The 21043-nt window shown below is 63.6% G+C and carries 18 protein-coding genes; 5 read left to right on the top strand and 13 right to left on the bottom strand.

The window, feature by feature from the left end; translation table 11 throughout:
- The first annotated feature begins 67 nt into the window (after nt 1–67).
- A complete protein-coding gene (locus ACIPZB_RS04240) occupies nt 68–955 on the top strand; it encodes a hypothetical protein (protein ID WP_400639115.1) in 888 nt (295 codons plus the stop codon).
- A gap of 206 nt (nt 956–1161) precedes the next feature.
- On the opposite strand, the gene ACIPZB_RS04245 is transcribed toward ACIPZB_RS04240, so the two are convergent.
- The 9 genes from ACIPZB_RS04245 to ACIPZB_RS04285 form a co-directional block, all read right to left on the bottom strand.
- On the bottom strand, nt 1162–2130 hold the full coding sequence (locus ACIPZB_RS04245; RefSeq protein ID WP_400639116.1) for a peptide ABC transporter ATP-binding protein: 969 nt from the start codon (nt 2128–2130) through the stop codon (nt 1162–1164).
- Nucleotides 2130–3098: an ABC transporter ATP-binding protein gene (locus tag ACIPZB_RS04250; protein ID WP_400639117.1), complete on the bottom strand. Its 969-nt coding sequence runs from the start codon at nt 3096–3098 to the stop codon at nt 2130–2132. The genes ACIPZB_RS04245 and ACIPZB_RS04250 overlap by 1 nt, the downstream gene beginning before the upstream one ends.
- A gap of 10 nt (nt 3099–3108) precedes the next feature.
- On the bottom strand, nt 3109–4035 hold the full coding sequence (locus ACIPZB_RS04255; protein WP_400639118.1) for an ABC transporter permease subunit: 927 nt from the start codon (nt 4033–4035) through the stop codon (nt 3109–3111).
- A gap of 10 nt (nt 4036–4045) precedes the next feature.
- Nucleotides 4046–5056: an ABC transporter permease subunit gene (locus tag ACIPZB_RS04260; RefSeq protein ID WP_008092542.1), complete on the bottom strand. Its 1011-nt coding sequence runs from the start codon at nt 5054–5056 to the stop codon at nt 4046–4048.
- 76 nt (nt 5057–5132) lie between these two features.
- Nucleotides 5133–6728 (bottom strand): ABC transporter substrate-binding protein, encoded by a 1596-nt coding sequence (locus ACIPZB_RS04265; RefSeq protein ID WP_400639119.1) that lies wholly within the window; start codon nt 6726–6728, stop codon nt 5133–5135.
- Between the two features lie 73 nt (nt 6729–6801).
- Complete coding sequence (locus ACIPZB_RS04270) at nt 6802–8181, bottom strand: OprD family porin (protein ID WP_400639120.1); 1380 nt, start codon at nt 8179–8181, stop codon at nt 6802–6804.
- Between the two features lie 235 nt (nt 8182–8416).
- Entirely contained in the window at nt 8417–10009 is a 1593-nt protein-coding gene (locus tag ACIPZB_RS04275) for an ABC transporter substrate-binding protein (protein WP_400639121.1), read from the bottom strand.
- Nucleotides 10010–10135: 126 nt separating this feature from the next.
- A complete protein-coding gene (locus tag ACIPZB_RS04280) occupies nt 10136–11761 on the bottom strand; it encodes an ABC transporter substrate-binding protein (protein ID WP_400639122.1) in 1626 nt (541 codons plus the stop codon).
- 410 nt (nt 11762–12171) lie between these two features.
- Complete coding sequence (locus ACIPZB_RS04285; RefSeq protein WP_400639123.1) at nt 12172–12888, bottom strand: SIMPL domain-containing protein; 717 nt, start codon at nt 12886–12888, stop codon at nt 12172–12174.
- 202 nt (nt 12889–13090) lie between these two features.
- Here ACIPZB_RS04285 and ACIPZB_RS04290 point away from each other — a divergent pair, with 202 nt between their 5' ends.
- The 4 genes from ACIPZB_RS04290 (at nt 13091) to ACIPZB_RS04305 (ending at nt 17472) form a co-directional block, all read left to right on the top strand.
- Nucleotides 13091–14347, top strand: a complete 1257-nt coding sequence (locus ACIPZB_RS04290; protein WP_008092531.1) for an ATP-binding protein — start codon at nt 13091–13093, stop codon at nt 14345–14347.
- On the top strand, nt 14347–14907 hold the full coding sequence (locus ACIPZB_RS04295; RefSeq protein ID WP_008092529.1) for a response regulator transcription factor: 561 nt from the start codon (nt 14347–14349) through the stop codon (nt 14905–14907). Before ACIPZB_RS04290 ends, ACIPZB_RS04295 begins: the two co-directional genes overlap by 1 nt.
- Before the next feature lie 206 nt (nt 14908–15113).
- The gene (locus ACIPZB_RS04300; protein ID WP_400639124.1) at nt 15114–16055 is read left to right on the top strand and encodes an AEC family transporter; all 942 of its coding nucleotides are present in this window, start codon (nt 15114–15116) and stop codon (nt 16053–16055) included.
- 55 nt (nt 16056–16110) lie between these two features.
- On the top strand, nt 16111–17472 hold the full coding sequence (locus ACIPZB_RS04305) for an amino acid permease (protein ID WP_008092525.1): 1362 nt from the start codon (nt 16111–16113) through the stop codon (nt 17470–17472).
- Nucleotides 17473–17568: 96 nt separating this feature from the next.
- Here the strand turns inward: ACIPZB_RS04305 and ACIPZB_RS04310 are convergent, their stop codons facing one another.
- From ACIPZB_RS04310 to gatB, 4 genes are all read right to left on the bottom strand, one after another.
- Complete coding sequence (locus tag ACIPZB_RS04310; RefSeq protein WP_400639125.1) at nt 17569–17940, bottom strand: carboxymuconolactone decarboxylase family protein; 372 nt, start codon at nt 17938–17940, stop codon at nt 17569–17571.
- A gap of 10 nt (nt 17941–17950) precedes the next feature.
- The gene (locus tag ACIPZB_RS04315; protein ID WP_400639359.1) at nt 17951–18994 is read right to left on the bottom strand and encodes a calcium/sodium antiporter; all 1044 of its coding nucleotides are present in this window, start codon (nt 18992–18994) and stop codon (nt 17951–17953) included.
- A gap of 61 nt (nt 18995–19055) precedes the next feature.
- Nucleotides 19056–19430: a septal ring lytic transglycosylase RlpA family protein gene (locus ACIPZB_RS04320; protein WP_400639126.1), complete on the bottom strand. Its 375-nt coding sequence runs from the start codon at nt 19428–19430 to the stop codon at nt 19056–19058.
- A gap of 165 nt (nt 19431–19595) precedes the next feature.
- Nucleotides 19596–21041, bottom strand: coding sequence for an Asp-tRNA(Asn)/Glu-tRNA(Gln) amidotransferase subunit GatB (gatB, locus tag ACIPZB_RS04325; RefSeq protein WP_008092518.1), 1446 nt, complete (start codon nt 21039–21041; stop codon nt 19596–19598).
- Between the last annotated feature and the right edge of the window lie 2 nt (nt 21042–21043).

Raw genomic sequence — 21043 nt, forward strand, 5'->3', positions numbered from 1 at the left:
TTGGCACAGCCTCTGCAGCGGTCAGGGTGCGACTGGTCCTGTTGCTCACAACAAAGGCGAAAATCCCATGATCCCCTCTGTCGACTACCCCTATGCCGATGCTCAGTCACGCTCAGGCGTATCCTGGGCGGCCATCTTTGCCGGTGCCGCTGCTGCGGCGTCCCTTTCCCTGATCCTGGTGGTGCTCGGTGCAGGTCTTGGCTTTGCCGCGACCTCGCCTTGGGCCAATGAAGGTGCCAGCGCCAAGGCGTTGGGCATTTCAACGATCATCTGGTTGCTGTTGACCCAGATCCTGGCTTCCGGCCTGGGTGGCTACATTGCCGGTCGGCTGCGGGTGAAATGGGCCAACCTGCATGGAGACGAAGTGTATTTCCGCGATACGGCACACGGTTTTCTCGCCTGGGCGGTGGCAACGCTGGTGGCGGCCATGCTGATCGTCAGTACCGCCGGCGGCCTTGCCAGTGCCGGTGTGCAGGCCGGGGCGAGCGCCGTAGGGGCTGCCGCCAGCATGGTGCCCAAGCCTGACCCTAACGCCTATTTCGTTGACAGCCTGTTCCGTGGCGACGCCTCCGCTGCGGTGAGTGATGATGCCGCCAACGGTGTTGCGGCGCGGATCATCGCCAAGTCCATCGCCCAAGGAACGCTCGCCGAAGGTGATCGCACCTATCTGGCGCAGTTGGTGGCGCAACGTACTCGCCTGACCCAGCCCGAGGCCGAGGCACGGGTGGACCAGGTATTCGCTCAAGTGCAGCAAGCCAAAGTGCAGGCACAGCAAGCAGCCGATACCGCAGCCAAAGTGGCGGCATGGACCGCACTGTGGACCTTCGTTGCGCTGTTGTGTGGGGCGTTCTTTGCCAGCGTGGCCGCGTTGTTCGGTGGCCGTCAGCGTGACCGTGTGCTGTGGCTGGAAGGGGAAGGGGTGGATTACACCGCGCGTCGTACTGTTCAACGTTGAGGAAGGAGAAACGTCATGCGCTCATTACTGCTGTGGATGCTTGGGGTGCCGATTCCGGTGATTATCCTGATCGCGATATTCATGCATTGAGATTGTGGGGCCGCTTTGCGGCCCTTTCGCGACACAAGGCCGCTCCTACAGGTATGCGTGATGCTCTGTAGGAGCGGCCTTGTGTCGCGAAAGGGCTGCGCAGCAGCCCCGGCTATCTACAAGAATTGCTCTGCGTAGTGGCAAGCCACCTGCCGACTACCCACCTGTCGAAACGCCGGCACTTCCTTCCCACACCGCTCCGTCGCATAAGGGCAGCGCTTGTGAAACGCGCACCCATCTGGCGGATTCAGCGGATTGGGCAACTCCCCGGCAATGCGAATCTTCGGCTTCAGCGGGTCCGGATGAATCGCCGGGGTGGCCGACAACAACGCCTGGGTATACGGGTGCAGCGGCTTCTCGTAGATATCCTCCTTCGGCCCCATCTCCGCCGGCCGTCCCAGGTACATCACCAGCACCTGGTCCGCCACATGGCGCACCACCGCCAGGTTGTGGGAGATGAACACATACGCCGTGTTGAACTCTTTCTGCAGGTCCATGAACAGGTTCAGCACCTGCGCCTGGATCGACACGTCCAAGGCCGAAGTCGGCTCGTCGGCCACCAGCACCTTCGGCTGTAGCATCATCGCCCGGGCCAGGGCGATGCGCTGGCGCTGGCCACCGGAGAACATGTGCGGATAACGCTGGTAGTGCTCGGGGCGCAGGCCCACCTGCTCCATCATCTTCTGCACTTTCTCGCGCCGCTCGGCCTTGCTCAGCGAGGTATTGATCAGCAGCGGCTCGGCCAACTGGTCGCCGATCTTCTGCCGTGGGTTGAGCGAGGCGTAGGGGCTCTGGAACACCATCTGCACATCGCGGCGCAGCTGCTTGCGCTCGACCTTGCTGGCGCCCTTGACCTCGGTGCCGGCGATTTGCAGCGACCCCGAGGAAGGCTCTTCGATCAGGGTCAGGGCGCGCGCCAGGGTCGACTTGCCGCAGCCGGACTCACCGACCACGGCCAGGGTCTTGCCGGCCTCCAGTTCGAACGACACCCCATTGAGCGCACGCACCAGGGCGTGGCCCTTGAACAGGCCACGTGAAACCTCGTAATGCCGGGTCAGCTCCCGGGCACAAAGAACCACGGCCATCACGCCACCTCCTGGTTCAGCGGGTAGAAGCAACGCACCAGGCTATGGGCCTGGGGATCGAGGGGCGGGCGCTGGTGCCGGCAGTTGTCCTGCACATACGGGCAGCGCGGCGACAGCAGGCAGCCGTCGGGACGATCGTAGCGGCCGGGGACGATGCCGGGCAGGGTGGCCAGGCGTTCGGCACCGATGCTGTGTTCGGGGATCGCCGCCAGCAGCGCTTCGCTGTAGGGATGGGCCGGGACGTCGAACAGCTCCGGCACCTGCCCCACCTCCACGGCTTGCCCGGCGTACATCACGCACACGCGCTTGGCCGTTTCGGCGACCACGGCCAGGTCGTGGGTGATCAGGATGAGCGCCATGTTGCGCTCTTTCTGCAGGTTCACCAGCAGCTCCATGATCTGCGCCTGGATGGTCACGTCCAGCGCCGTGGTCGGTTCGTCAGCGATCAGCAGCTTGGGTTCGCCGGCAATCGCCATGGCGATCGCCACGCGCTGGCTCATACCGCCCGACAGCTGGTGCGGATAGGCGTCCAGGCGGCTTTCGGCGGCCGGGATCTCGACTTTTTTCAGCAGCTCCAGGGCGCGCTGGCGAGCGGCCTTGCCCTTCAGGCCCAGGTGCTGGCGCAGTACCTCCTCGATCTGGAAACCCACGGTGTAGCTCGGGTTGAGCGCGGTCATCGGGTCCTGGAAGACCATGGCGATGTCCTTGCCCACCACCTTGCGCCGCTGGCGACCGCTGAGCTTGAGCATGTCGGTGCCGTCGAAGCTGAGGGTATCGGCGGTGATTCGCCCAGGGGCGTCGATCAGGCCCATCAGGGCCATCATGGTCACCGACTTGCCCGAGCCGGACTCGCCGACGATGGCCAGGATTTCGCCGGCGTCCACCGCCAGGTCCAGGCCGTCCACCACAGGCACGGCATTGGCGTCGCCGAAGCGCACGTTCAGGTTGTTGATCTGCAACAGTGACATGGCGCTCTCCTCAGGCGGCGTTCTTGAGTTTCGGGTCCAGCGCATCGCGCAGGCCGTCGCCCATCAGGTTGATTGCCAGGACACTGAGCAGAATCGTCAGGCCGGGCAGGCTCACCACCCACCAGGCGCGCTCGATGTAGTCACGCGCCGACGCCAGCATGGTGCCCCATTCCGGGGTCGGCGGTTGTACGCCCAGGCCCAGGAAGCCCAGTGCTGCGGCGTCGAGGATGGCCGAGGAGAAGCTCAAGGTGGCCTGCACGATCAGCGGTGCCATGCAGTTGGGCAGCACGGTGACGAACATCAGCCGCGGCAGGCCGGCACCGGCCAGGCGTGCGGCGGTGACGTAGTCGCGGTTGAGCTCACCCATCACCGCGGCGCGGGTCAGGCGCACGTAGGAAGGCAAGGAGACGATGGCGATGGCGATCACCGTGTTGATCAGGCCTGGGCCGAGGATGGCGACGATCGCCACTGCCAGCAGCAGCGACGGCAGGGCCAGCATCACGTCCATCAGGCGCATGATCGACGGGCCGAGAAGGTGCGGGAAGAAGCCGGCCAGAAGGCCCAGCAGGATGCCGGGAATCAGCGACATCACCACCGACGACAGGCCGATCAGCAAGGACAGCCGGGCACCCTGGATCAACCGCGAGAGCAGGTCGCGGCCCAGCTCGTCGGTGCCGAGGATGAACTGCCAGGTACCGCCTTCGAGCCACACCGGTGGCGTGAGCAGGAAGTCGCGGTATTGCTCGCTCGGGTCGTGCGGGGCGACCCACGGCGCGAACAGGGCGCAGAACACCACCAGGCACATGAAGGCCAGGCCCATCACCGCGCCCTTGTTGCGCGAGAAGGCATGCCAGAACTCTTTGTACGGCGAGGGGTAGAGCAGGCTCTGGTCCACCGGGCTGGCCGGCGCGACGGATTTCGGAATCGGGCTAGTCATGACGAGGGCCTCAGCGCTGATGACGGATGCGTGGGTTGGCCAGGCCGTAGAGGATATCCACGACGAAGTTGACCAGGATCACCAGGCAGGCGATCAACAGGATGCCGTTCTGGACCACGGGGTAGTCACGGGCGCCGATGGCTTCGATCAGCCACTTGCCGACGCCCGGCCAGGAAAAGATGGTTTCGGTGAGCACGGCCCCGGCGAGCAGGGTGCCGACCTGCAGGCCGAACACGGTCAGCACCGGGATCAGTGCGTTGCGCAGGCCGTGCACGAACACCACCCGGGCCGGCGACAGGCCCTTGGCACGCGCGGTACGGATGTAGTCCTCGCGCAGCACTTCGAGCATCGACGAGCGGGTCATGCGGGCGATCACCGCCAGGGGGATGGTGCCCAGCACGATGGCCGGCAGGATCAGGTGCATCACCGCGTCCTTGAACGCGCCTTCTTCGTCGCTGAGCAAGGTGTCGATGAGCATGAAACCGGTTTTCGGCTCGATGTCGTAGAGCAGGTCGATGCGCCCGGAGACGGGCGTCCAGCCGAGGCTGACAGAGAAGAACATGATCAGGATCAGGCCCCACCAGAAGATCGGCATGGAATAGCCGGCCAGCGATATGCCCATGACCCCGTGGTCGAACAGCGAGCCGCGCTTGAGCGCGGCGATCACCCCGGCCAGCAAGCCGACGGTACCGGCGAACAGCAAGGCCGCGAACGACAGCTCCAATGTGGCCGGGAACAGCGTGAGGAACTCGGTCCACACGCTCTCGCGGGTGCGCAGGGACTCGCCCAGGTCACCCTGGGCCAGCTTGCCGACGTAGTCCAGGTACTGGACCGGCAGTGGCTTGTTCAGGCCCAGGCGCTCCATGGCCTGGGCATGCATTTCGGGGTCGACCCTGCGCTCGCCCATCATCACTTCCACCGGGTCGCCGGGGATCAGGCGTATGAGCGCGAAGGTCAGCAAGGTGATGCCGAAGAAAGTCGGAATCAGCAAGCCCAGGCGCCGGGCAATAAAACTCAACATTGTCGGGGTTACCTCATCGGCCGTTGTACGGCTGTGCCGCCGGTGCCCGTGTGGGTTGCCGGCGATCGTTGTTGTTCTACTTCACCTTGGTGGTGGCGAAGTTGTTGTTGGTCAGAGGGTTGATCACGTATCCCTCCACGTTTGCACGCATGGCGGTGAACATCTTCGGATGGGCCATGCTGATCCAGGGTTGATCGTCATCGTACACCTTCAATGCCTCGGCATAGAGCCTTGCGCGTTCGTCGTTGTCGATCACTTCGCGGGCGCGGGTGATTAGTTCCTGGAATTTCGGGTTGCACCAGCGGGCGTAGTTCTCGCCGGTCTTGGCGGCATCGCAGCTGAGCAGGGGACTGAGGAAGTTGTCCGGGTCGCCGTTGTCGCCGGCCCAGCCGGTGGACACCAGGTCGGCCTCGCCTTTCTTGGCCCGGCGCAGCATTTCGGCCCACTCCATCACGCGGATATCCAGCTTGAGGCCGATCTGCTTCAGGTCGGCCTGGAGCATTTCGGCGGACAGGCGCGGGTTGGGGTTGGTCGCGCCACCGCCGTTGCGGGTGAACAGGGTGATCACCGTACCTTCCGGCACGCCAGCTTCCTTGAGCAGTTCGCGCGCCTTGGCCAGGTCGCGGGGCGGGTTCTGGTTGTCGCTGTTGTAGCCGATCATGGTCGGTGGATACGGGTTCACGCCCACCAGCGCGTTGCCCTTGCCGAACAGCTGGTCGACGTGGGTCTGGCGGTCGAAGGCCATGTTGATGGCCTTGCGCACGCGCACGTCGCTCAGGTACTTGTGCTCGGTGTTCATGGCGATATAGCCGGTGACCAGGGCTTCGATCTCGGCCACCTTGAGCGTGGAGTCGGCCTTGATCGACGGTACGTCGTCCGGTTTTGGGTACAGCGCCACCTGGCATTCGTTGGCGCGCAGTTTCTGCAGGCGCACGTTGCTGTCGGTGGCGATGGCGAAGATCAGCGCATCGCTTGGCGGCTTGCCACGGAAGTAGTCCGGGTTGGGCTTGTAGCGCACCTGGGCGTCCTTGTTGTAGCGCTGGAAGATGAACGGACCGGTGCCGATCGGCTTGCTGTTGAGCTCGCCGGTTTTGCCGGCCTTGAGCAACTGGTCGCCGTACTCGGCGGAGTAGATCGAGGTGAAGCCCATGGCCATGTCCCGCAGGAAGGGCGCTTCCGGGCGCGTGAGGGTGATGACCACGGTGTGCGCGTCGGTCTTTTCCACCGACTTGAGCAGGTCCTTGAAGGCCATGCTCTCGAAATACGGGTAGCCGACGCTGGTCTTGGCGTGCCAGGGGTGGTTCGGGTCGAGCTGACGGTTCAGGCTCCACAGCACGTCGTCGGCGTTGAAGTCGCGGGTTGGCGTGAAGTAGTCGGTGGTGTGGAACTTCACACCTTGGCGCAGGTGGAAGGTGTAGGTCAGGCCGTCAGGCGAGATGTCCCAGCGTTCGGCCAGGGCCGGCTGGATGTCGGTGGTGCCCGGCTTGAAATCGACCAGGCGGTTGAACACCGTCTCGGCCGTGGCGTCGAAAGTGACCGCGGTCGTGTACTGGACCACGTCGAAGCCTTCCGGGCTGGCTTCGGTGCACACCACCAAAGGCTTGGCCGCCAGTTGTCCGGCAGCGCCCAGGATGATCGCGGCCAGGGCCGCGCGCAGTGCTAGCGATGTCATGGAACCTCCCTGCATGCATTGTTTCCAGCGTAGCCGCCACGGCCCGGTTCGAAGCGGGCCGGGGCGTCAACGGTCAGAGGATGTTGAACGGAATGGTGGTGACGATGCGCAGTTCGTCCAGGCTGCCATCGCCCTGGGCCTTGCTGGCGCGGTGCGCGGTATAGGTGGCGCGGATGCTGGTGTCCTTCAGCGGCCCGCTCTGCACTGCGTAGCTGGTGCCGATGCCCCACTCGTAGTGGTTCTCGCCATCGAGGCCGTTCACGTCATAGGCCGTGCCACGGTAATGGGTGCCGTCGATGCCCCAGCCACGGGCGTTGTACAGGTTGAACTTGAGGCCTGGCACGCCGTAGGGCGCCATGTTCAGCACATAGGAAAGCTGCACGGATTTCTCGTTGGGGCCGTTGAAGTCCGACAGCAGCGAGTTGGCCAGGTAGATGCCATTGGTTTCGTGCAGGTAGTCGAAGTATTCGTTGCCGTTGACCTGCTGCCACGAGGCCGTGAGGGTGTGCGCCTGGTGGGTCAGGCCGAGCGACAGGCTGTAGGTGTCGTTGTCGATCTCGCCCATCTTCTTGCTGCCTTCGTCCACGGTCTTGTAGTAGTTCAGACCGGTGCTCAGGCTCAGTACCGCGCTGTCGCCCAGTACGTGGTTGGCGCCGAAGTAGTACTGGTTCCAGAAGTCGTCGACCTTGCTGGCATAGAGGCTGGTGGTCAGGCTCTTGAACGGCTGGTAGTTGACCCCGGTCGTGCTGGCGCGGTCGGTTTCCACGCCGGTGGCGCTGTATTCGCTGCGGAACTTGCTCAGGCTTTGTTCGGTACGCGGCGAGACGCGGTCGAAGGTGCCCAGGTCGAACGACAGGTTGTCGAATTCGGCGCTGTGCAGGAACGCACCCTGGAAGCTCGACGGCAGAGCACGGTTGCCGATGTAGGCGATCATCGGCGTGTCCACCGATTGGCGGCCCACGGTCAGGGTGGTGTTGGACACCCGCGCCTTGAGGTTGGCCAGGCCCATCTTGCTCCACTGGCCGATGGGGTCGCCGTCGCTGTGGGTCAGGGTGCGGTTGTTCGGCCCGGCCACGGCGGCGCGGCCTTGTTCCAGGGCGATGGCGTTGTAGCCGGCGGCTTCCACGGCAAAGCCCACGGTGCCCTGGGTGAAGCCCGAGCTGTAGTTGAGGATGGTGCCCTGCACCCAGTTGTCGCGGCTGTGGGTGTCGTGGCGCGTGCCGTCGCTCTTGGTGTACTTCCACAGCGGCGCGCGGGTGGCGCGTTCGCGGGCGTACCAGTTGCGGGTGCTGCCGGACAGGCTCTGGCCGTCGATGAAGCCTTGGGCCTGGTCTTGCTCGCTGGCGGCTTTGAGGCTGAACGGGACGTAGTCCTGGCTCTGGGTGTCGGCCTGGGCTGTGGTGCAGTAAGTACCGATAGCCAAGGCCAGTGCGGTGAGAGTGAAAAGTCTCAAGGTTAAAGCTCCCTTTCTGTTTTTGTAGTTATTGCCTGGCCTTGTGGGCCGGGTGTTTGCTGCGGTGTTGCCAGGGTTGCCACGGGATCGCCGGGCAAAATCGGGGGAGTTGTGTTGTTCGTGCTGGCCTTATCGCCGGCAAGCCGGCTCCCACAGGGATCGGCACGGATCCCAAGGCTTGTGCAACCTTTGTGGGAGCTGGCTTGCCAGCGATAGGGCCGGAACGGGTCAGAACCTAATCAACACTCACACCGGAAAAGTCATTGCGGCCAAAGGGGCTTACCTTGAAGTCGGCCACCTTGACGCTGATCGGCTGGTTCACCGTGGAATGCGCCACCGGGGTGATCGGTACCTGTTGCTTGAGGCGCTGCTGGGCCTGCTGGTACAGGGCGGTGCGCTGGGCCGGGTCGGTGACTTGCTTGGCCTGCTTGACCAGGCTGTCGTACTGCGGGTCGCACCACAGCGAGTAGTTGTTGCTGCCAATGGCGTCGCAGTTGTAGAGCGTGCCCAGCCAGTTGTCCGGGTCGCCGTTGTCGCCCGTCCAGCCAATCAGCGCGATGTCGTGCTCGCCGCTTTTCATGCGCTTGAGGTATTCGCCCCACTCGTAGCTGACGATCCGCACCTTGAAGCCGAGCTTGCTCCAGTCGGCCTGGAGCATCTCGGCCATCAGCTTGGCGTTGGGGTTGTAGGGGCGCTGCACGGGCATGGCCCACAGGGTGACTTCAGTGCCTGGCTTGACCCCGGCCTGTTCGAGCAGCTGCTTGGCTTTTTCCGGGTCGAAGGGGGCGTCCTTGAGGCTGTTGTCGTAGGACCACTGGGTCGGCGGCATGGCATTGACCGCCAACTGCCCGGAGTCCTGGTACACCGCCTGCAGAATCGCCTGCTTGTTCACCGCCATGTCCATGGCCTGGCGCACCTCCAGGCGGTCGAACGGCGGGTGCTGGGTGTTGTAGGCGATGTAGCCGAGGTTGAAACCCGGTTGCTGCAGCACCTGCAGCTTGCTGTCGGCGTGCAGCGCCGGCAGGTCGGCCGGACGTGGGTGCAGGGTGACCTGGCACTCGTTGCGGCGCAGCTTCTGGATGCGTACCGAAGGGTCGGTATTGATCGAGAACACCAGGTTGTCGATCTTCACTTCGTCGGGCGCCCAGTAGTCCTTGTTGCCTTTGAAGCGGATCTGCGAGTCCTTCTGGTAGCGCTGGAACACGAAGGGGCCGGTGCCAATCGGTTGCTGGTTGATATCGCTGGGCCGGCCGCTGGCCAGCAGTTGTTCGGCGTACTCGGCAGACAGGATCGAGGCGAAGCTCATGGCCAGGTTCTGCACGAAGGCGGCGTCGACCTTGTTGAGGGTGAACACCACGGTCAGCGGGTCGGTCTTTTCGACGGCGGCGATGTTCTTGTCCAGGCCCATGCTGACGAAGTAGGGAAACTCGGTGGGGTAGGCCTGACGGAACGGGTGGGCCTTGTCGAGCATGCGGTTGAAGGTGAACAGCACGTCGTCGGCGTTGAAGTCACGGCTCGGGGTGAAGGTTTTGCTGGTGTGGAACTTCACCCCTTGGCGCAGGTGGAAGGTGTAGCGCAGGCCGTCGTCGGTCACCTCCCACTTGGTTGCCAGCGCGGGGTGCACGGCGGTGCCGCCGCGCTCGAATTCCACCAGGCGGTTGTAGATCGGTTCGGCTGCGTCGTTGTCGGTGGCGCTGGTGTACTGGGCCGTGTCGAAGCCAGCCGGGCTGCCCTCGGAGCAGAACACCAGGTTGTTGGCCAGCAGGGCAGGGGCCTGGCCCATGAGGCCGAGGCCGAGCAGGCTGGAAAGCAGTGTGATGTGGCGCATGTGCAGGTCCTTCTCCGTCTGTTTTCGCCGCCTCGGGGTACGAATGGCGGCAACAGGGGCCCATCCCCGACGCGGGTAGCGTCGGGGTGGGTGTGGTTTACGGGAATGGGTGAGGGTGGCTCGGTGCTACTTGTCCACGCTGACCCCGTAGAACGCGTTCAATGCGAACGGACTGATCTTGAAGTCCTTCACCTTGGCGCTCATGGGCTGGTACACGGTGGAGTGGGCGATCGGGGTGATCGGCACCTGCTCTTTGAGGATGTGCTGCGCCTTCTGGTACAGCTCGGTGCGCTTGGCCTGGTCGGAGGTGGCCTTGGCCTGCTTGATCAGGTCGTCGTAGGGCTTGTAGCACCACTTGGAGAAGTTGTTGCCGTCAACGGCATCGCAACCGTACAGGGTGCCCAGCCAGTTGTCCGGGTCACCGTTGTCACCGCTCCAGCCGATCAGCATGGCGCCCTGTTCACCGCCTTTGGAGCGCTTGATGTACTCGCCCCATTCGTAGCTGACGATCTTGGCCTTGATGCCGATCTTGGCCCAGTCCGATTGCAGCATCTCGGCCATCAGCTTGGCGTTGGGGTTGTAGGGGCGTTGTACGGGCATGGCCCACAAGGTGATCTCGGTGCCCTCCTTGACGCCGGCTTTCTTCAGCAGTTCCTTGGCCTTTTCCGGGTCGTAGGCGGCGTCCTTGATGCTGTCGTCGTAGGACCACTGGGTCGGCGGCATGCCATTGACGGCGAGCTGGCCGGCGCCCTGGTACACCGACTCGATGATCTTCTTCTTGTCGACGGCCATGTCCAGTGCCTGGCGCACTTCCAGCTTGGCCATCGGGTTGGGCTCGTTGCTGCCCTTGATCTTGTCCATCACGTTGTAGGCGATGTAGCCGAGGTTGAAGCCGGCCTGCTGCGGCATCTGCAGGTTCTTGTCGGCCTTGAGCGGCTCGATGTCGGCCGGTCGCGGGAACAGGGTGACCTGGCACTCGTTCTTTTTCAGCTTCTGCATGCGCACCGAGGCATCGGTGGTGATGGCGAAGATCAGGTTGTCGATCTTCACGTCTTCGGGCTTCCAGTAGTCCTTGTTGCCCTTGAAGCGGATCTGCGCGTCTTTCTGGTACTTGCTGAACACGAACGGGCCGGTGCCGATCGGCTTCTGGTTGATGTCGGCGGCCTTGCCACCCTTGAGCAGTTGGTCGGCGTACTCGGCCGACTGGATCGAGGCGAAGCTCATCGCCAGGTTCTGGATGAACGCGGCATCCACTTCGTTGAGGGTGAACTTCACCGTGTGATCGTCGAGTTTCTCCACCTTGGCGATGTTCTTGTCCATGCCCATGTCGGTGAAGTAGGGGAATTCGGTGGGGTAGGCCTTACGGAACGGGTGGTTCTTGTCGAGCATGCGGTCGAAGGTGAACAGCACGTCGTCGGCGTTGAATTCGCGGCTGGGCTTGAAGTAGTCGGTGGTGTGGAACTTCACGCCTTCACGCAGGTGGAAGGTGTAGGTCTTGCCGTCGTCGGACACGTCCCACTGGGTCGCCAGGCCCGGGATGACGGCGGTGCCGCCTCGTTCGAACTGGGTCAGGCGGTTGAACACGGTCTCGGCCGAGGCGTCGAAGTCGGTTCCGGTGGTGTACTGCCCCGGGTCGAAGCCCGCCGGGCTGCCTTCGGAGCAGAACACCAGGTTGGATGCGGCGTGGGCTAGCGGTGCGCCGGCTAGCAAGCCTGCACCGAGCAGGAACGGAATGACTGCGTGTTTGAGCATGGTGGCCTCATTGTTGTCATTTTTGGTTTGAGGTGGCCTCGTGAGCCGACCTGCGGATACTTATGCAGGGGGGATTCCCAATGCAACCATCAGAAGGATAGTTGGCGTCAGAAAGGTAGTACGAGCGTACATGGATGTCGCATTCGTATAACTTTCGAGGAAGTTGAACGTTTGCGCAGGCGAAATGATGGCTTTTTGCAGAATATTTCGAGGAGGGGGATTTTGTAGGGGGGCACCGTTGCAGTGCGTAGGAAAATTCTAAAACCTTTGTAGTCAGCGCTGGCCTCATCGCCGGCAAGCCGGCTCCCACAGGACTCCCGCAGGGTCCAACAGGCTCCCAGGGTTAGGGGCAGTGTGCTCTTGTGGGAGCCGGCTTGCCGGCGATCGGGCCGCAAAGCGGCCCGCTCAGGTCAAGGCATCAGCACTTCAATCTGCCCATCGGCATTCATGCTGACTTCGCTTGTACCCGCTTCGATATCCGGCGCAGGCGCCGCTTCATCGGCGGCCATGGCCTTCATCGCCATCGGTGCACTGCGCAGGTACGGGCGTGGATAGCCGCTGCTGTTGAGGTTCAGGCTGACCACTTTATAGCCTTTGCCACCCAGGGCCTCGGTGGCCAATTGGGCACGGGCCTTGAAAGCGTCGACCGCATCCTTGAGCAGCGCGTCTTCGCTGGCCTTGCGCGTGGCGGGGGCAATGGAGAAGTCCATGCCGCCCATTTTCAGGTCCTGCAGCAGCTCGGCGGTGAGCTGGGACAGGGCCGGGAAGTCGGCAGCTTCAAGGCGCAACTCGGCGCGCTCGCGCCAGCCGGTGATCTTCTGGCCCTTGCTGTCGTAGATCGGATAGCTGTTGCGGCTGCCCTGGCTGATCTTCACATCCTTGACCTGGCGCGCCTGCTGCACGGCCTTGTTCATGGTCTCGGTGATCTGCTTGGCGAGCTTGCCTGGGTCGTTGTCCTGCGCTTCGCTGTACAGGGTCACGACCATCAGGTCGCGCGGCACTTCCTTGCTGACTTCGGCGCGCAGCGATACCTGGTTGTAGCGTGGCTCATCGGCTGCCAGCGCGGGCAGGCTGGCGAGCAGGCCGCAAGACAGGATCAGGGCCGCGCTGCGACGTGGGATTTGCATGGGTTACTCCTTGGCATCAAAAGGCGTGGGGTCTGGCCATCCATTCCACGCATGGCCGATCAGACCGAATCCAGTGTAGTGGGTTCAAAAGTGCCATCATGAACCTGTGTCAAAGTGTGGCGGTTTGCCGCATCACTGCAGTGAAGGGCCTGGCTTCGGTATACTCCAGCCGATTTTTCTGGAGCACTCATCAGGAGAGCTCATGCTCGCCGCCGCACAACCGCTGTCCGCTACACGCCAGAATCTCTGGCGCCTGACCGTCATTCGGGTTCTGGTCCTCGCCGCTCAGGCTGGCTCCGTGGGCGTGGCCTACTGGACCGAACTGCTGCCGCTGCCCTGGCTCTCGCTGGCCGCCACCCTGGCGCTGTCGTCCTTGCTGTGTGCCTTCACGGCGCTGCGCTTGCGCCTGTCGCTGCCGGTCACCGAACTCGAATACGCCCTGCAGCTGGCCTGCGACCTGTTGATCCACAGTGCCTTGCTTTATTACTCGGGGGGGTCGACCAACCCGTTCGTGTCCTACTACCTGGTGCCGCTGGCGATTGCCGCGGTCACCTTGCCGTGGCTGTATTCGCTGATTCTCTCGGGCATCGCGCTGACCGCCTACAGCCTGTTGCTGGTGCAGTTCTATCCGCTCGAAGGGCTGCCGATGGCGCGGGACAAGATGCAGGTCTATGGCATGTGGCTGAGCATCGCCCTGGCGGCTGCGGTCATCACCTTCTTCGCCGCGCGCATGGCCGAGGAGTTGCGCCGCCAGGAGCAATTGCGTTCCGAGCGGCGCGAAGAAAGCCTGCGCGATGAACAACTGCTGGCCGTGGCGACCCAGGCCGCCGGTGCTGCCCATGAGCTGGGGACGCCGCTGGCGACCATGAGCGTGCTGCTCAACGAAATGCGCCAGGACCATAAAGACCCGCTGTTGCAGGAAGACCTGCAGATCCTTCAGGACCAGGTCAAGCTGTGCAAGGAAACCCTGCAGCAGCTGGTGCGCGCCGCCGAGGCCAATCGCCGCCTGGCGGTGGTCGAGCAGGACGTCACCGCCTGGCTCGATGAGTCACTCGACCGCTGGCACCTGATGCGCCCGGAGGCCAGCTACCGCTTCCAGCGCCTGCGCGACGGCCAGGTGCCGCGCCTGACACCGCCGCCCGACCTGACCCAGGCGCTGCTCAACCTGCTGAACAATGCCGCCGATGCCTGCCCCGATGACCTGCAAGTGCAGCTGGACTGGGATGCCCACGACATCGTCATCAGCATCCGTGACCATGGCCCGGGCGTACCGCCGGCCATTGCCGAAGCGATCGGCAAACCCTTCATTACCACCAAGGGCAAAGGCTTCGGCCTGGGCCTGTTCTTGAGCAAGGCCAGCGTGACCCGTGCGGGCGGTTCGGTGAAACTCTATAGTCATGAACAGGGTGGCACCCTGACCGAATTGCGCCTGCCCCATGGCAAGCGAGGAGATGAATGATGAGCGAAGAAAACCAGGTCGAAAGCGAAGAGCTGCCGCACCTGCTGCTGGTGGATGACGATGCCACCTTCACCCGGGTCATGGCCCGGGCCATGAGCCGTCGCGGTTTCCGCGTGAGCACGGCGAGCTCCGCCGAGGAGGGGCTGATCCTGGCCCAGCAGGACCTGCCGGACTACGCCACGCTGGACCTGAAGATGGAAGGCGACTCGGGCCTTGTGCTGCTGCCCAAGCTGCTGGAGCTGGACCCGGAAATGCGCGTGGTGATCCTGACCGGTTATTCGAGCATTGCCACCGCGGTCGAAGCGGTCAAGCGCGGTGCGTGCAACTACCTGTGCAAGCCGGCGGACGCCGATGATGTACTGGCGGCGTTGCTGTCGGAGCACACTGATCTGGACTCTCTGGTGCCGGAAAACCCGATGTCGGTGGACCGCCTGCAGTGGGAGCACATTCAGCGGGTGCTGAACGAGCACGAGGGCAATATTTCCGCCACTGCACGGGCGTTGGGCATGCACCGACGGACCTTGCAGCGCAAGTTGCAGAAGCGCCCGGTCCGGCGCTGAATCGGCGTTGCCTTCATCGCCGGCAAGCCGGCTCCCACAGGTATCCCATGAGCCTCAAGGGCGGTGCAGAACCTGTGGGAGCCGGCTTGCCGGCGATAGGGCCGGTACAGACGGAAATTTCTTTAAATTGCAGACGATCCCGCAACGCCTGACGCGTTGACGTATCATTAGCCGCCTAATGGCAACCCTCCCAGGATCGCTTGCGCATGCTCGCCCTTCTCATCCAGACGCTGAACATCACGGCGCCCGTCTTCGCCATGCTGTTCATGGGCGTGCTGCTCAAACGCATCAACCTGATCGACGATAACTTCAACCGGGTGGCCTCGCAGCTGGTGTTCAACGTGTGCATGCCGGCACTGCTGTTCCTCGGCATCTACCACGCCGACCTGGCCACCGCCGTCAAACCTGGCGTCCTCCTCTATTTCGTCGTCGCCACCCTGGTCGGTTTCTCCGTGGCCTGGGGCATGGCGATCTGGCGCAGCCCGCTGGCCGACCGTGGCATCTACACCCAAGGGGCGTTTCGCGGTAACAACGGCGTGATCGGCCTGGCCCTGGCCGCCAGCCTGTATGGCGACTACGGCATCTCGCTGGGCGCGGTACTCGCCGGCCTGGTGATCCTCATGTACAACTCGCTGTCGGCGGTGGTGCTGGCGGTGTACAGCCCCGACCTCAAGTCCGACCCGTGGAGCATCTGCAAGAGCATCCTCAGCAACCCGCTGATCATCAGCGTGCTGGTGGCAACACCCATGGCCTACGGCCAGGTGCCGCTGCCCAACTGGCTGCTCACCTCGGGCGACTACCTGGCGCAGATGACCTTGCCCCTGGCGTTGATCTGCATTGGCGGCACCCTGTCGCTGGCGGCGCTGCGCGATTGCGGCAAGCTGGCCATCGATGCCAGCCTGGTGAAGATGGTCTGGCTGCCGCTGGTCGGTACCTTGGGTGCCTGGCTCTGCGGCTTTCGCGGGGCCGAGTTGGGTATCCTGTTCCTGTACATCGGCAGCCCGACGGCTGCGGCCAGCTATGTCATGGCGCGTGCCGCCAACGGCAACCACGAGCTGGCCGCTTCGATCATCGTGATTACTACGCTAATGGCGGCGATCACCACCAATATTGGGATTTTCATCTTGCAGTGGGGCGGATGGATCTAGATCCTTGACTGCAAACAACACAAAAACACTGCCTCACTGAGCTAAAGGACACTTCATGCAAGACCAGAGCACGCCCGAGCGCTTGCAGCGCGGGCTGAAGAACCGCCATATCCAGCTGATCGCGCTGGGTGGGGCCATTGGCACCGGGTTGTTCCTGGGCATCGCCCAGACCATCCAGCTGGCCGGCCCCTCCGTTTTGCTGGGCTACGCCATTGCCGGCCTGATGGCCTTCCTGATCATGCGCCAGCTTGGCGAAATGGTGGTCGAAGAGCCGGTGGCCGGCAGTTTCAGCCACTTCGCCCACCAGTACTGGAGCGAGTTCGCAGGCTTCGTTTCGGGCTGGAACTACTGGGTGGTGTACGTGCTGGTCGGCATGGCCGAACTCACCGCCGTGGGCATCTATGTGCAGTACTGGTGGCCGGAGTTCCCGACCTGGGCGACGGCGGCGATCTTCTTCGTGGTGATCAACCTCATCAACCTGACCCAGGTGAAGGTCTACGGCGAAATGGAATTCTGGTTCGCCCTGGTCAAGGTGGTGGCCATCGTCAGCATGATCGGCTTCGGTGCCTGGTTGCTGGGCAGTGGCCACGGTGGCCCGGATGCCAGTGTGGCCAACCTGTGGCAATACGGCGGGTTCTTCCCCAATGGCGTCACCGGACTGGTGATGGCCTTGGCGGTGATCATGTTCTCCTTTGGCGGCCTGGAGTTGGTGGGTATCACCGCGGCCGAGGCCGACAACCCACGCCACAGCATTCCCAAGGCCACCAATCAGGTGGTGTACCGCATCCTGATCTTCTACATCGGTGCCCTGGCGGTACTGCTGTCGTTGTACCCGTGGCAGAAAGTGGTGCAGGGCGGCAGCCCGTTCGTGATGATCTTCCACGAACTGGACAGCGACCTGGTGGCGACCATCCTCAATATCGTGGTGCTGACCGCTGCGCTGTCGGTCTACAACAGCTGCGTCTACGCCAACAGCCGCATGCTGTTCGGCCTGGCCAGCCAGGGCGATGCGCCGCGCCAGCTGCTCAAGGTCAGCCGCAGCGGTGTGCCGTTGACCGCGCTGGGGGTATCGGCGTTCGCCACGGGCATGTGTGTGCTGATCAACTACCTGATGCCGGGTGAGGCGTTCGGCCTGCTGATGGCGTTGGCGGTGTCGGCGCTGGTGATCAACTGGGCGAGCATCAGCATCACTCACCTGAAGTTCCGCACGGCCAAGCTGGCGGCAGGCATCACGCCGTTCTATCGCAGCTTGTGGCACCCATTCTCCAACTACCTGTGCCTGGCGTTCATCGTGCTGATTCTGGTGGTGATGTACCTGACCCCGCCGATTCGCATTTCGGTGATGCTGATTCCGGCTTGGATTGCCGTGCTTTACGTAGCGTTCCGCCTGAAGAAGGCTCGGCAGGCCAAGGGCTGAGTCTGCACTGGCCCCATCGCCGGCAAGCCGGCTCCCACAGAGATCAATGTGGGAGCCGGCTTGCCGGCGATGAGGCCAGTACTGACAACCAATCAATCAAGCCTGGTAACTGTCGATCACTTCCTGCGCCGCCCTGAACGCATCGATCGCCGCCGGCACCCCCGCATACACCGCGCAATGCAGCAGCGCCTCGCGAATCTCCTCCACCGTACAGCCATTGTTCAATGCCCCGCGCACATGCCCCTTGAGCTCCTGCGGGCACTTGAGCGCCGTCAGGGTAGCCAGGGTAATCAGGCTGCGGGTTTTCAGCGGCAGGCCGTCACGCGCCCAGACACTGCCCCAGGCGTGTTCGTTGACGAAGTCCTGCAGCGGTTGAGTGAAGTCGGTGGCGTTGCCCAGGGCGCGGTCGACGAACGCATCCCCCATTACCTGGCGGCGAATCTGTTCGCCGGTCTTGCTTTCAGCCATGTTGTTTTCCTTAGTGTTGGCGGCGCCAGGCGCGAACCGTGGTGAACAGCAGCACCACGCCGAGCACTGGCAGGACATAGAACAGCATCAACCGCTCCAGGCGGCCGGCCAGGGGCATGCCGGTGGTGAATGCCACCACGTGCAGGCCGTAGGCCAGGTAAAGGCACAGGAACACCAGCCCTTCGGCGCGGGTGATCCGGTAGCCGGAGTAGAACACCGGCAGGCTCAGGACGGCGACGCCCAGCATCACCGGCAGGTCGAAATCCAGCGCGTTGGGTGAGATGGTCAGCGGCTCGGGGGTGACCAGCGCGGTCATGCCCAATACCGCCAACAGGTTGAACAGGTTGCTGCCGATGACCGTGCCCACGGCAATTTCCCGCTCGCCCCGCAGCGCGGCGATCAGTGCTGCGGCGAGTTCGGGGAGGGAAGTGCACACCGCCACCACGGTCAGGCCGATGATGCGCTCGGACAGGCCCAGGTCGGTCGCCACCTCGACGGCGGCCTCCAGCAGCAAATGACCCGCCAGGCTCAACAGCGCGAGGCCGAACAGCACCTGCAGCAAGGTGCCTGACCAGAAGCGAGCGTTACTGCTGGCGAGCGGGCGCGGTGCGGGATAGGTGCGGGCATAGTGGCGCGACTGGTGCCAGAGCATGGCCAGGTAGCCCGCCAGGCCAAGCAGCATCAGCAAGCCTTCCAGCCGGCCCAGGTGGCCGTTGCTGGCCAGCGCGTACACCAGGCCGCTGGCGAGGATCATCAGCGGAATGTCCAGGCGCACCAGCTGGCGGGATACCCGCAGGGGAATGATCAGGGCCGCCAGGCCGAGGATCACCAGCACATTGAAGATATTGCTGCCTACCACGCTGCCCACGGCCACGTCGGGCGCGCCCTGGTAGGCGGCCTGCAGGCTCACGGTCAGCTGCGGTGCGGTGCTGCCGAACGCCACCAGGCTAAGGCCGATGATCAGTGGGCGCACATGCAGGCGCAAGGCCAGGCGCAGGGCCGCGCGCACCATCAGCTCGGCGCCGGCCACCAGCAACAGCAGGGCAGTGCCCAGTTGCAGGAGGCTGAAGGTGGGGAGGGTGGCCAGGTCGAAAATGGTCGGGGCTCCAGTGGCGTCAGTCGCTCAGACCTTGTACCCGGACGCGCGCCGTTCCGCTACGGACCATGCCGATTTTTTCTGCCGCAGCCCGTGACAGGTCAATCAATCGGCCACGAGTGTGCGGGCCGCGGTCGTTGATGCGGACCACTACGCTGCGTTTGTTGGCGAGGTTGGTGACCAGCACGCGGCTGCCGAAGGGCAGGGAGCGGTGGGCGGCGGTGAGGCCATTCTGGTTGAAGGCTTCGCCGCTGGCGGTGCGTTTGCCGTGGTGGCGAGAACCGTAATACGAGGCGGTGCCGGTCTTGTCGTAACCGCTGGGATCGACGTCATGGCTGGCGCAGCCGGTCAGGAGGGAGAAGAGGGCCAGGGTGGCGAGGGATCGTTTTAGCAAGTCGGATGCTCCGGTGCTGCCATTGGGCGCGCTTGGCGGCGCGGGGCTGTAGGAGCGGCCTTGTGTCGCGAAAGGGCCGCAGAGCGGCCCCATGGTCAGATTACTGCGTAAACCGCTGGGGCTGCTTCGCAGCCCTTTCGCGACACAAGGCCGCTCCTACAAAGCTCACCCTTCGAGCTTGGCCTTGAGCAATTGGTTCACTTGCCCCGGGTTGGCCTTGCCTTTGGAGGCCTTCATCGCCTGGCCGACGAAGAAGCCGAACATCTTGCCGCGCTTGGCCTCGTCGGCCGCACGGTACTGTTCGACCTGCTCGGCGTTGGCGGCGAGCATCTCGTCGAGCATCTTGTCGATCGCACCGGTATCGGTGACCTGCTTCAGGCCTTTGCTTTCGATGATGCTGTCGGCGTCGCCTTCACCGGCGGCCATGGCCTCGAACACGGTCTTGGCGATCTTGCCGCTGATGGTGTTGTCGCGAATGCGCAGCAACATGCCACCGAGCTGCTCGGCGCTGACCGGCGACTGGTCGATCTCGATGCCCAGCTTGTTCAGCAAGCTGCCCAGTTCGACCATGACCCAGTTGGCGGCCAGCTTGGCGTCGCCGCCAATCTTCACCACCTGCTCGAAGTAGTCCGCCTGTTCACGGCTGGAGGCCAGCACGTTGGCGTCGTAGGCCGACAGACCGTACTGGCTCTGGAAGCGCTCGACCTTCTGCGGCGGCAGCTCCGGCAAGCCGGCGCGGATGGTTTCCAGGAAGCTGTCCTCGATGACCACCGGCAGCAGGTCCGGGTCGGGGAAGTAACGGTAGTCGTTGGCTTCCTCCTTGCTGCGCATGGAGCGGGTCTCGTCCTTGTTCGGGTCGTACAGGCGGGTTTCCTGAATGACCTTGCCGCCGTCCTCGATCAGGTCGATCTGGCGCTGGATCTCGCTGTTGATGGCGCGCTCGATGAAGCGGAACGAGTTGACGTTCTTGATCTCGCAGCGGGTGCCGAACTCGGTCTGGCCTTTCGGTCGGATCGAGACGTTGCAGTCGCAACGCAGCGAGCCTTCGGCCATGTTGCCGTCACAGATGCCCAGGTAGCGCACCAGGGCATGGATCGCCTTGACGTAGGCCACGGCTTCCTTGGCGCTGCGCATGTCCGGTTCGGAGACGATTTCCAGCAGCGGCGTGCCGGCACGGTTCAGGTCGATACCGGTGGAACCGCTGAAGTCTTCGTGCAGGCTCTTGCCGGCGTCTTCTTCCAGGTGCGCACGGGTCACGCCGATGCGCTTGATGGTGCCGTCTTCCAGGGCGATGTCCAGGTGGCCCTTGCCGACGATCGGCAGGTCCATCTGGCTGATCTGGTAGCCCTTGGGCAGGTCCGGGTAGAAGTAGTTCTTGCGCGCGAACACGTTGCGCTTGCCGATTTCGGCGTCGATCGCCAGGCCGAACATGCAGGCCATGCGCACGGCTTCCTGGTTCAGCACCGGCAATACGCCGGGCATCCCCAGGTCAACCAGGCTGGCCTGGGTGTTCGGCTCGGAACCGAAGGTGGTGGCGCTGCCGGAGAAGATCTTCGACTGGGTGGCCAGCTGGGTATGAATCTCCAGCCCGATCACAACTTCCCATTGCATGT

The organism is Pseudomonas sp. NPDC089396, from assembly GCF_044749545.1.
GTDB lineage: Bacteria > Pseudomonadota > Gammaproteobacteria > Pseudomonadales > Pseudomonadaceae > Aquipseudomonas.

Excerpts from the sequence above, each read along its gene's own strand:
- ACIPZB_RS04240 (WP_400639115.1), top strand. The coding sequence starts at position 68 with ATGATCCCCTCTGTCGACTACCCCTATGCCGATGCTCAGTCACGCTCA.
- ACIPZB_RS04245 (WP_400639116.1), bottom strand. The coding sequence starts at position 2,130 with ATGGCCGTGGTTCTTTGTGCCCGGGAGCTGACCCGGCATTACGAGGTT.
- ACIPZB_RS04250 (WP_400639117.1), bottom strand. The coding sequence starts at position 3,098 with ATGTCACTGTTGCAGATCAACAACCTGAACGTGCGCTTCGGCGACGCC.
- ACIPZB_RS04255 (WP_400639118.1), bottom strand. The coding sequence starts at position 4,035 with ATGACTAGCCCGATTCCGAAATCCGTCGCGCCGGCCAGCCCGGTGGAC.
- ACIPZB_RS04260 (WP_008092542.1), bottom strand. The coding sequence starts at position 5,056 with ATGTTGAGTTTTATTGCCCGGCGCCTGGGCTTGCTGATTCCGACTTTC.
- ACIPZB_RS04265 (WP_400639119.1), bottom strand. The coding sequence starts at position 6,728 with ATGACATCGCTAGCACTGCGCGCGGCCCTGGCCGCGATCATCCTGGGC.
- ACIPZB_RS04275 (WP_400639121.1), bottom strand. The coding sequence starts at position 10,009 with ATGCGCCACATCACACTGCTTTCCAGCCTGCTCGGCCTCGGCCTCATG.
- ACIPZB_RS04280 (WP_400639122.1), bottom strand. The coding sequence starts at position 11,761 with ATGCTCAAACACGCAGTCATTCCGTTCCTGCTCGGTGCAGGCTTGCTA.
- ACIPZB_RS04285 (WP_400639123.1), bottom strand. The coding sequence starts at position 12,888 with ATGCAAATCCCACGTCGCAGCGCGGCCCTGATCCTGTCTTGCGGCCTG.
- ACIPZB_RS04290 (WP_008092531.1), top strand. The coding sequence starts at position 13,091 with ATGCTCGCCGCCGCACAACCGCTGTCCGCTACACGCCAGAATCTCTGG.
- ACIPZB_RS04295 (WP_008092529.1), top strand. The coding sequence starts at position 14,347 with ATGAGCGAAGAAAACCAGGTCGAAAGCGAAGAGCTGCCGCACCTGCTG.
- ACIPZB_RS04300 (WP_400639124.1), top strand. The coding sequence starts at position 15,114 with ATGCTCGCCCTTCTCATCCAGACGCTGAACATCACGGCGCCCGTCTTC.
- ACIPZB_RS04305 (WP_008092525.1), top strand. The coding sequence starts at position 16,111 with ATGCAAGACCAGAGCACGCCCGAGCGCTTGCAGCGCGGGCTGAAGAAC.
- ACIPZB_RS04310 (WP_400639125.1), bottom strand. The coding sequence starts at position 17,940 with ATGGCTGAAAGCAAGACCGGCGAACAGATTCGCCGCCAGGTAATGGGG.
- gatB (WP_008092518.1), bottom strand. The coding sequence starts at position 21,041 with ATGCAATGGGAAGTTGTGATCGGGCTGGAGATTCATACCCAGCTGGCC.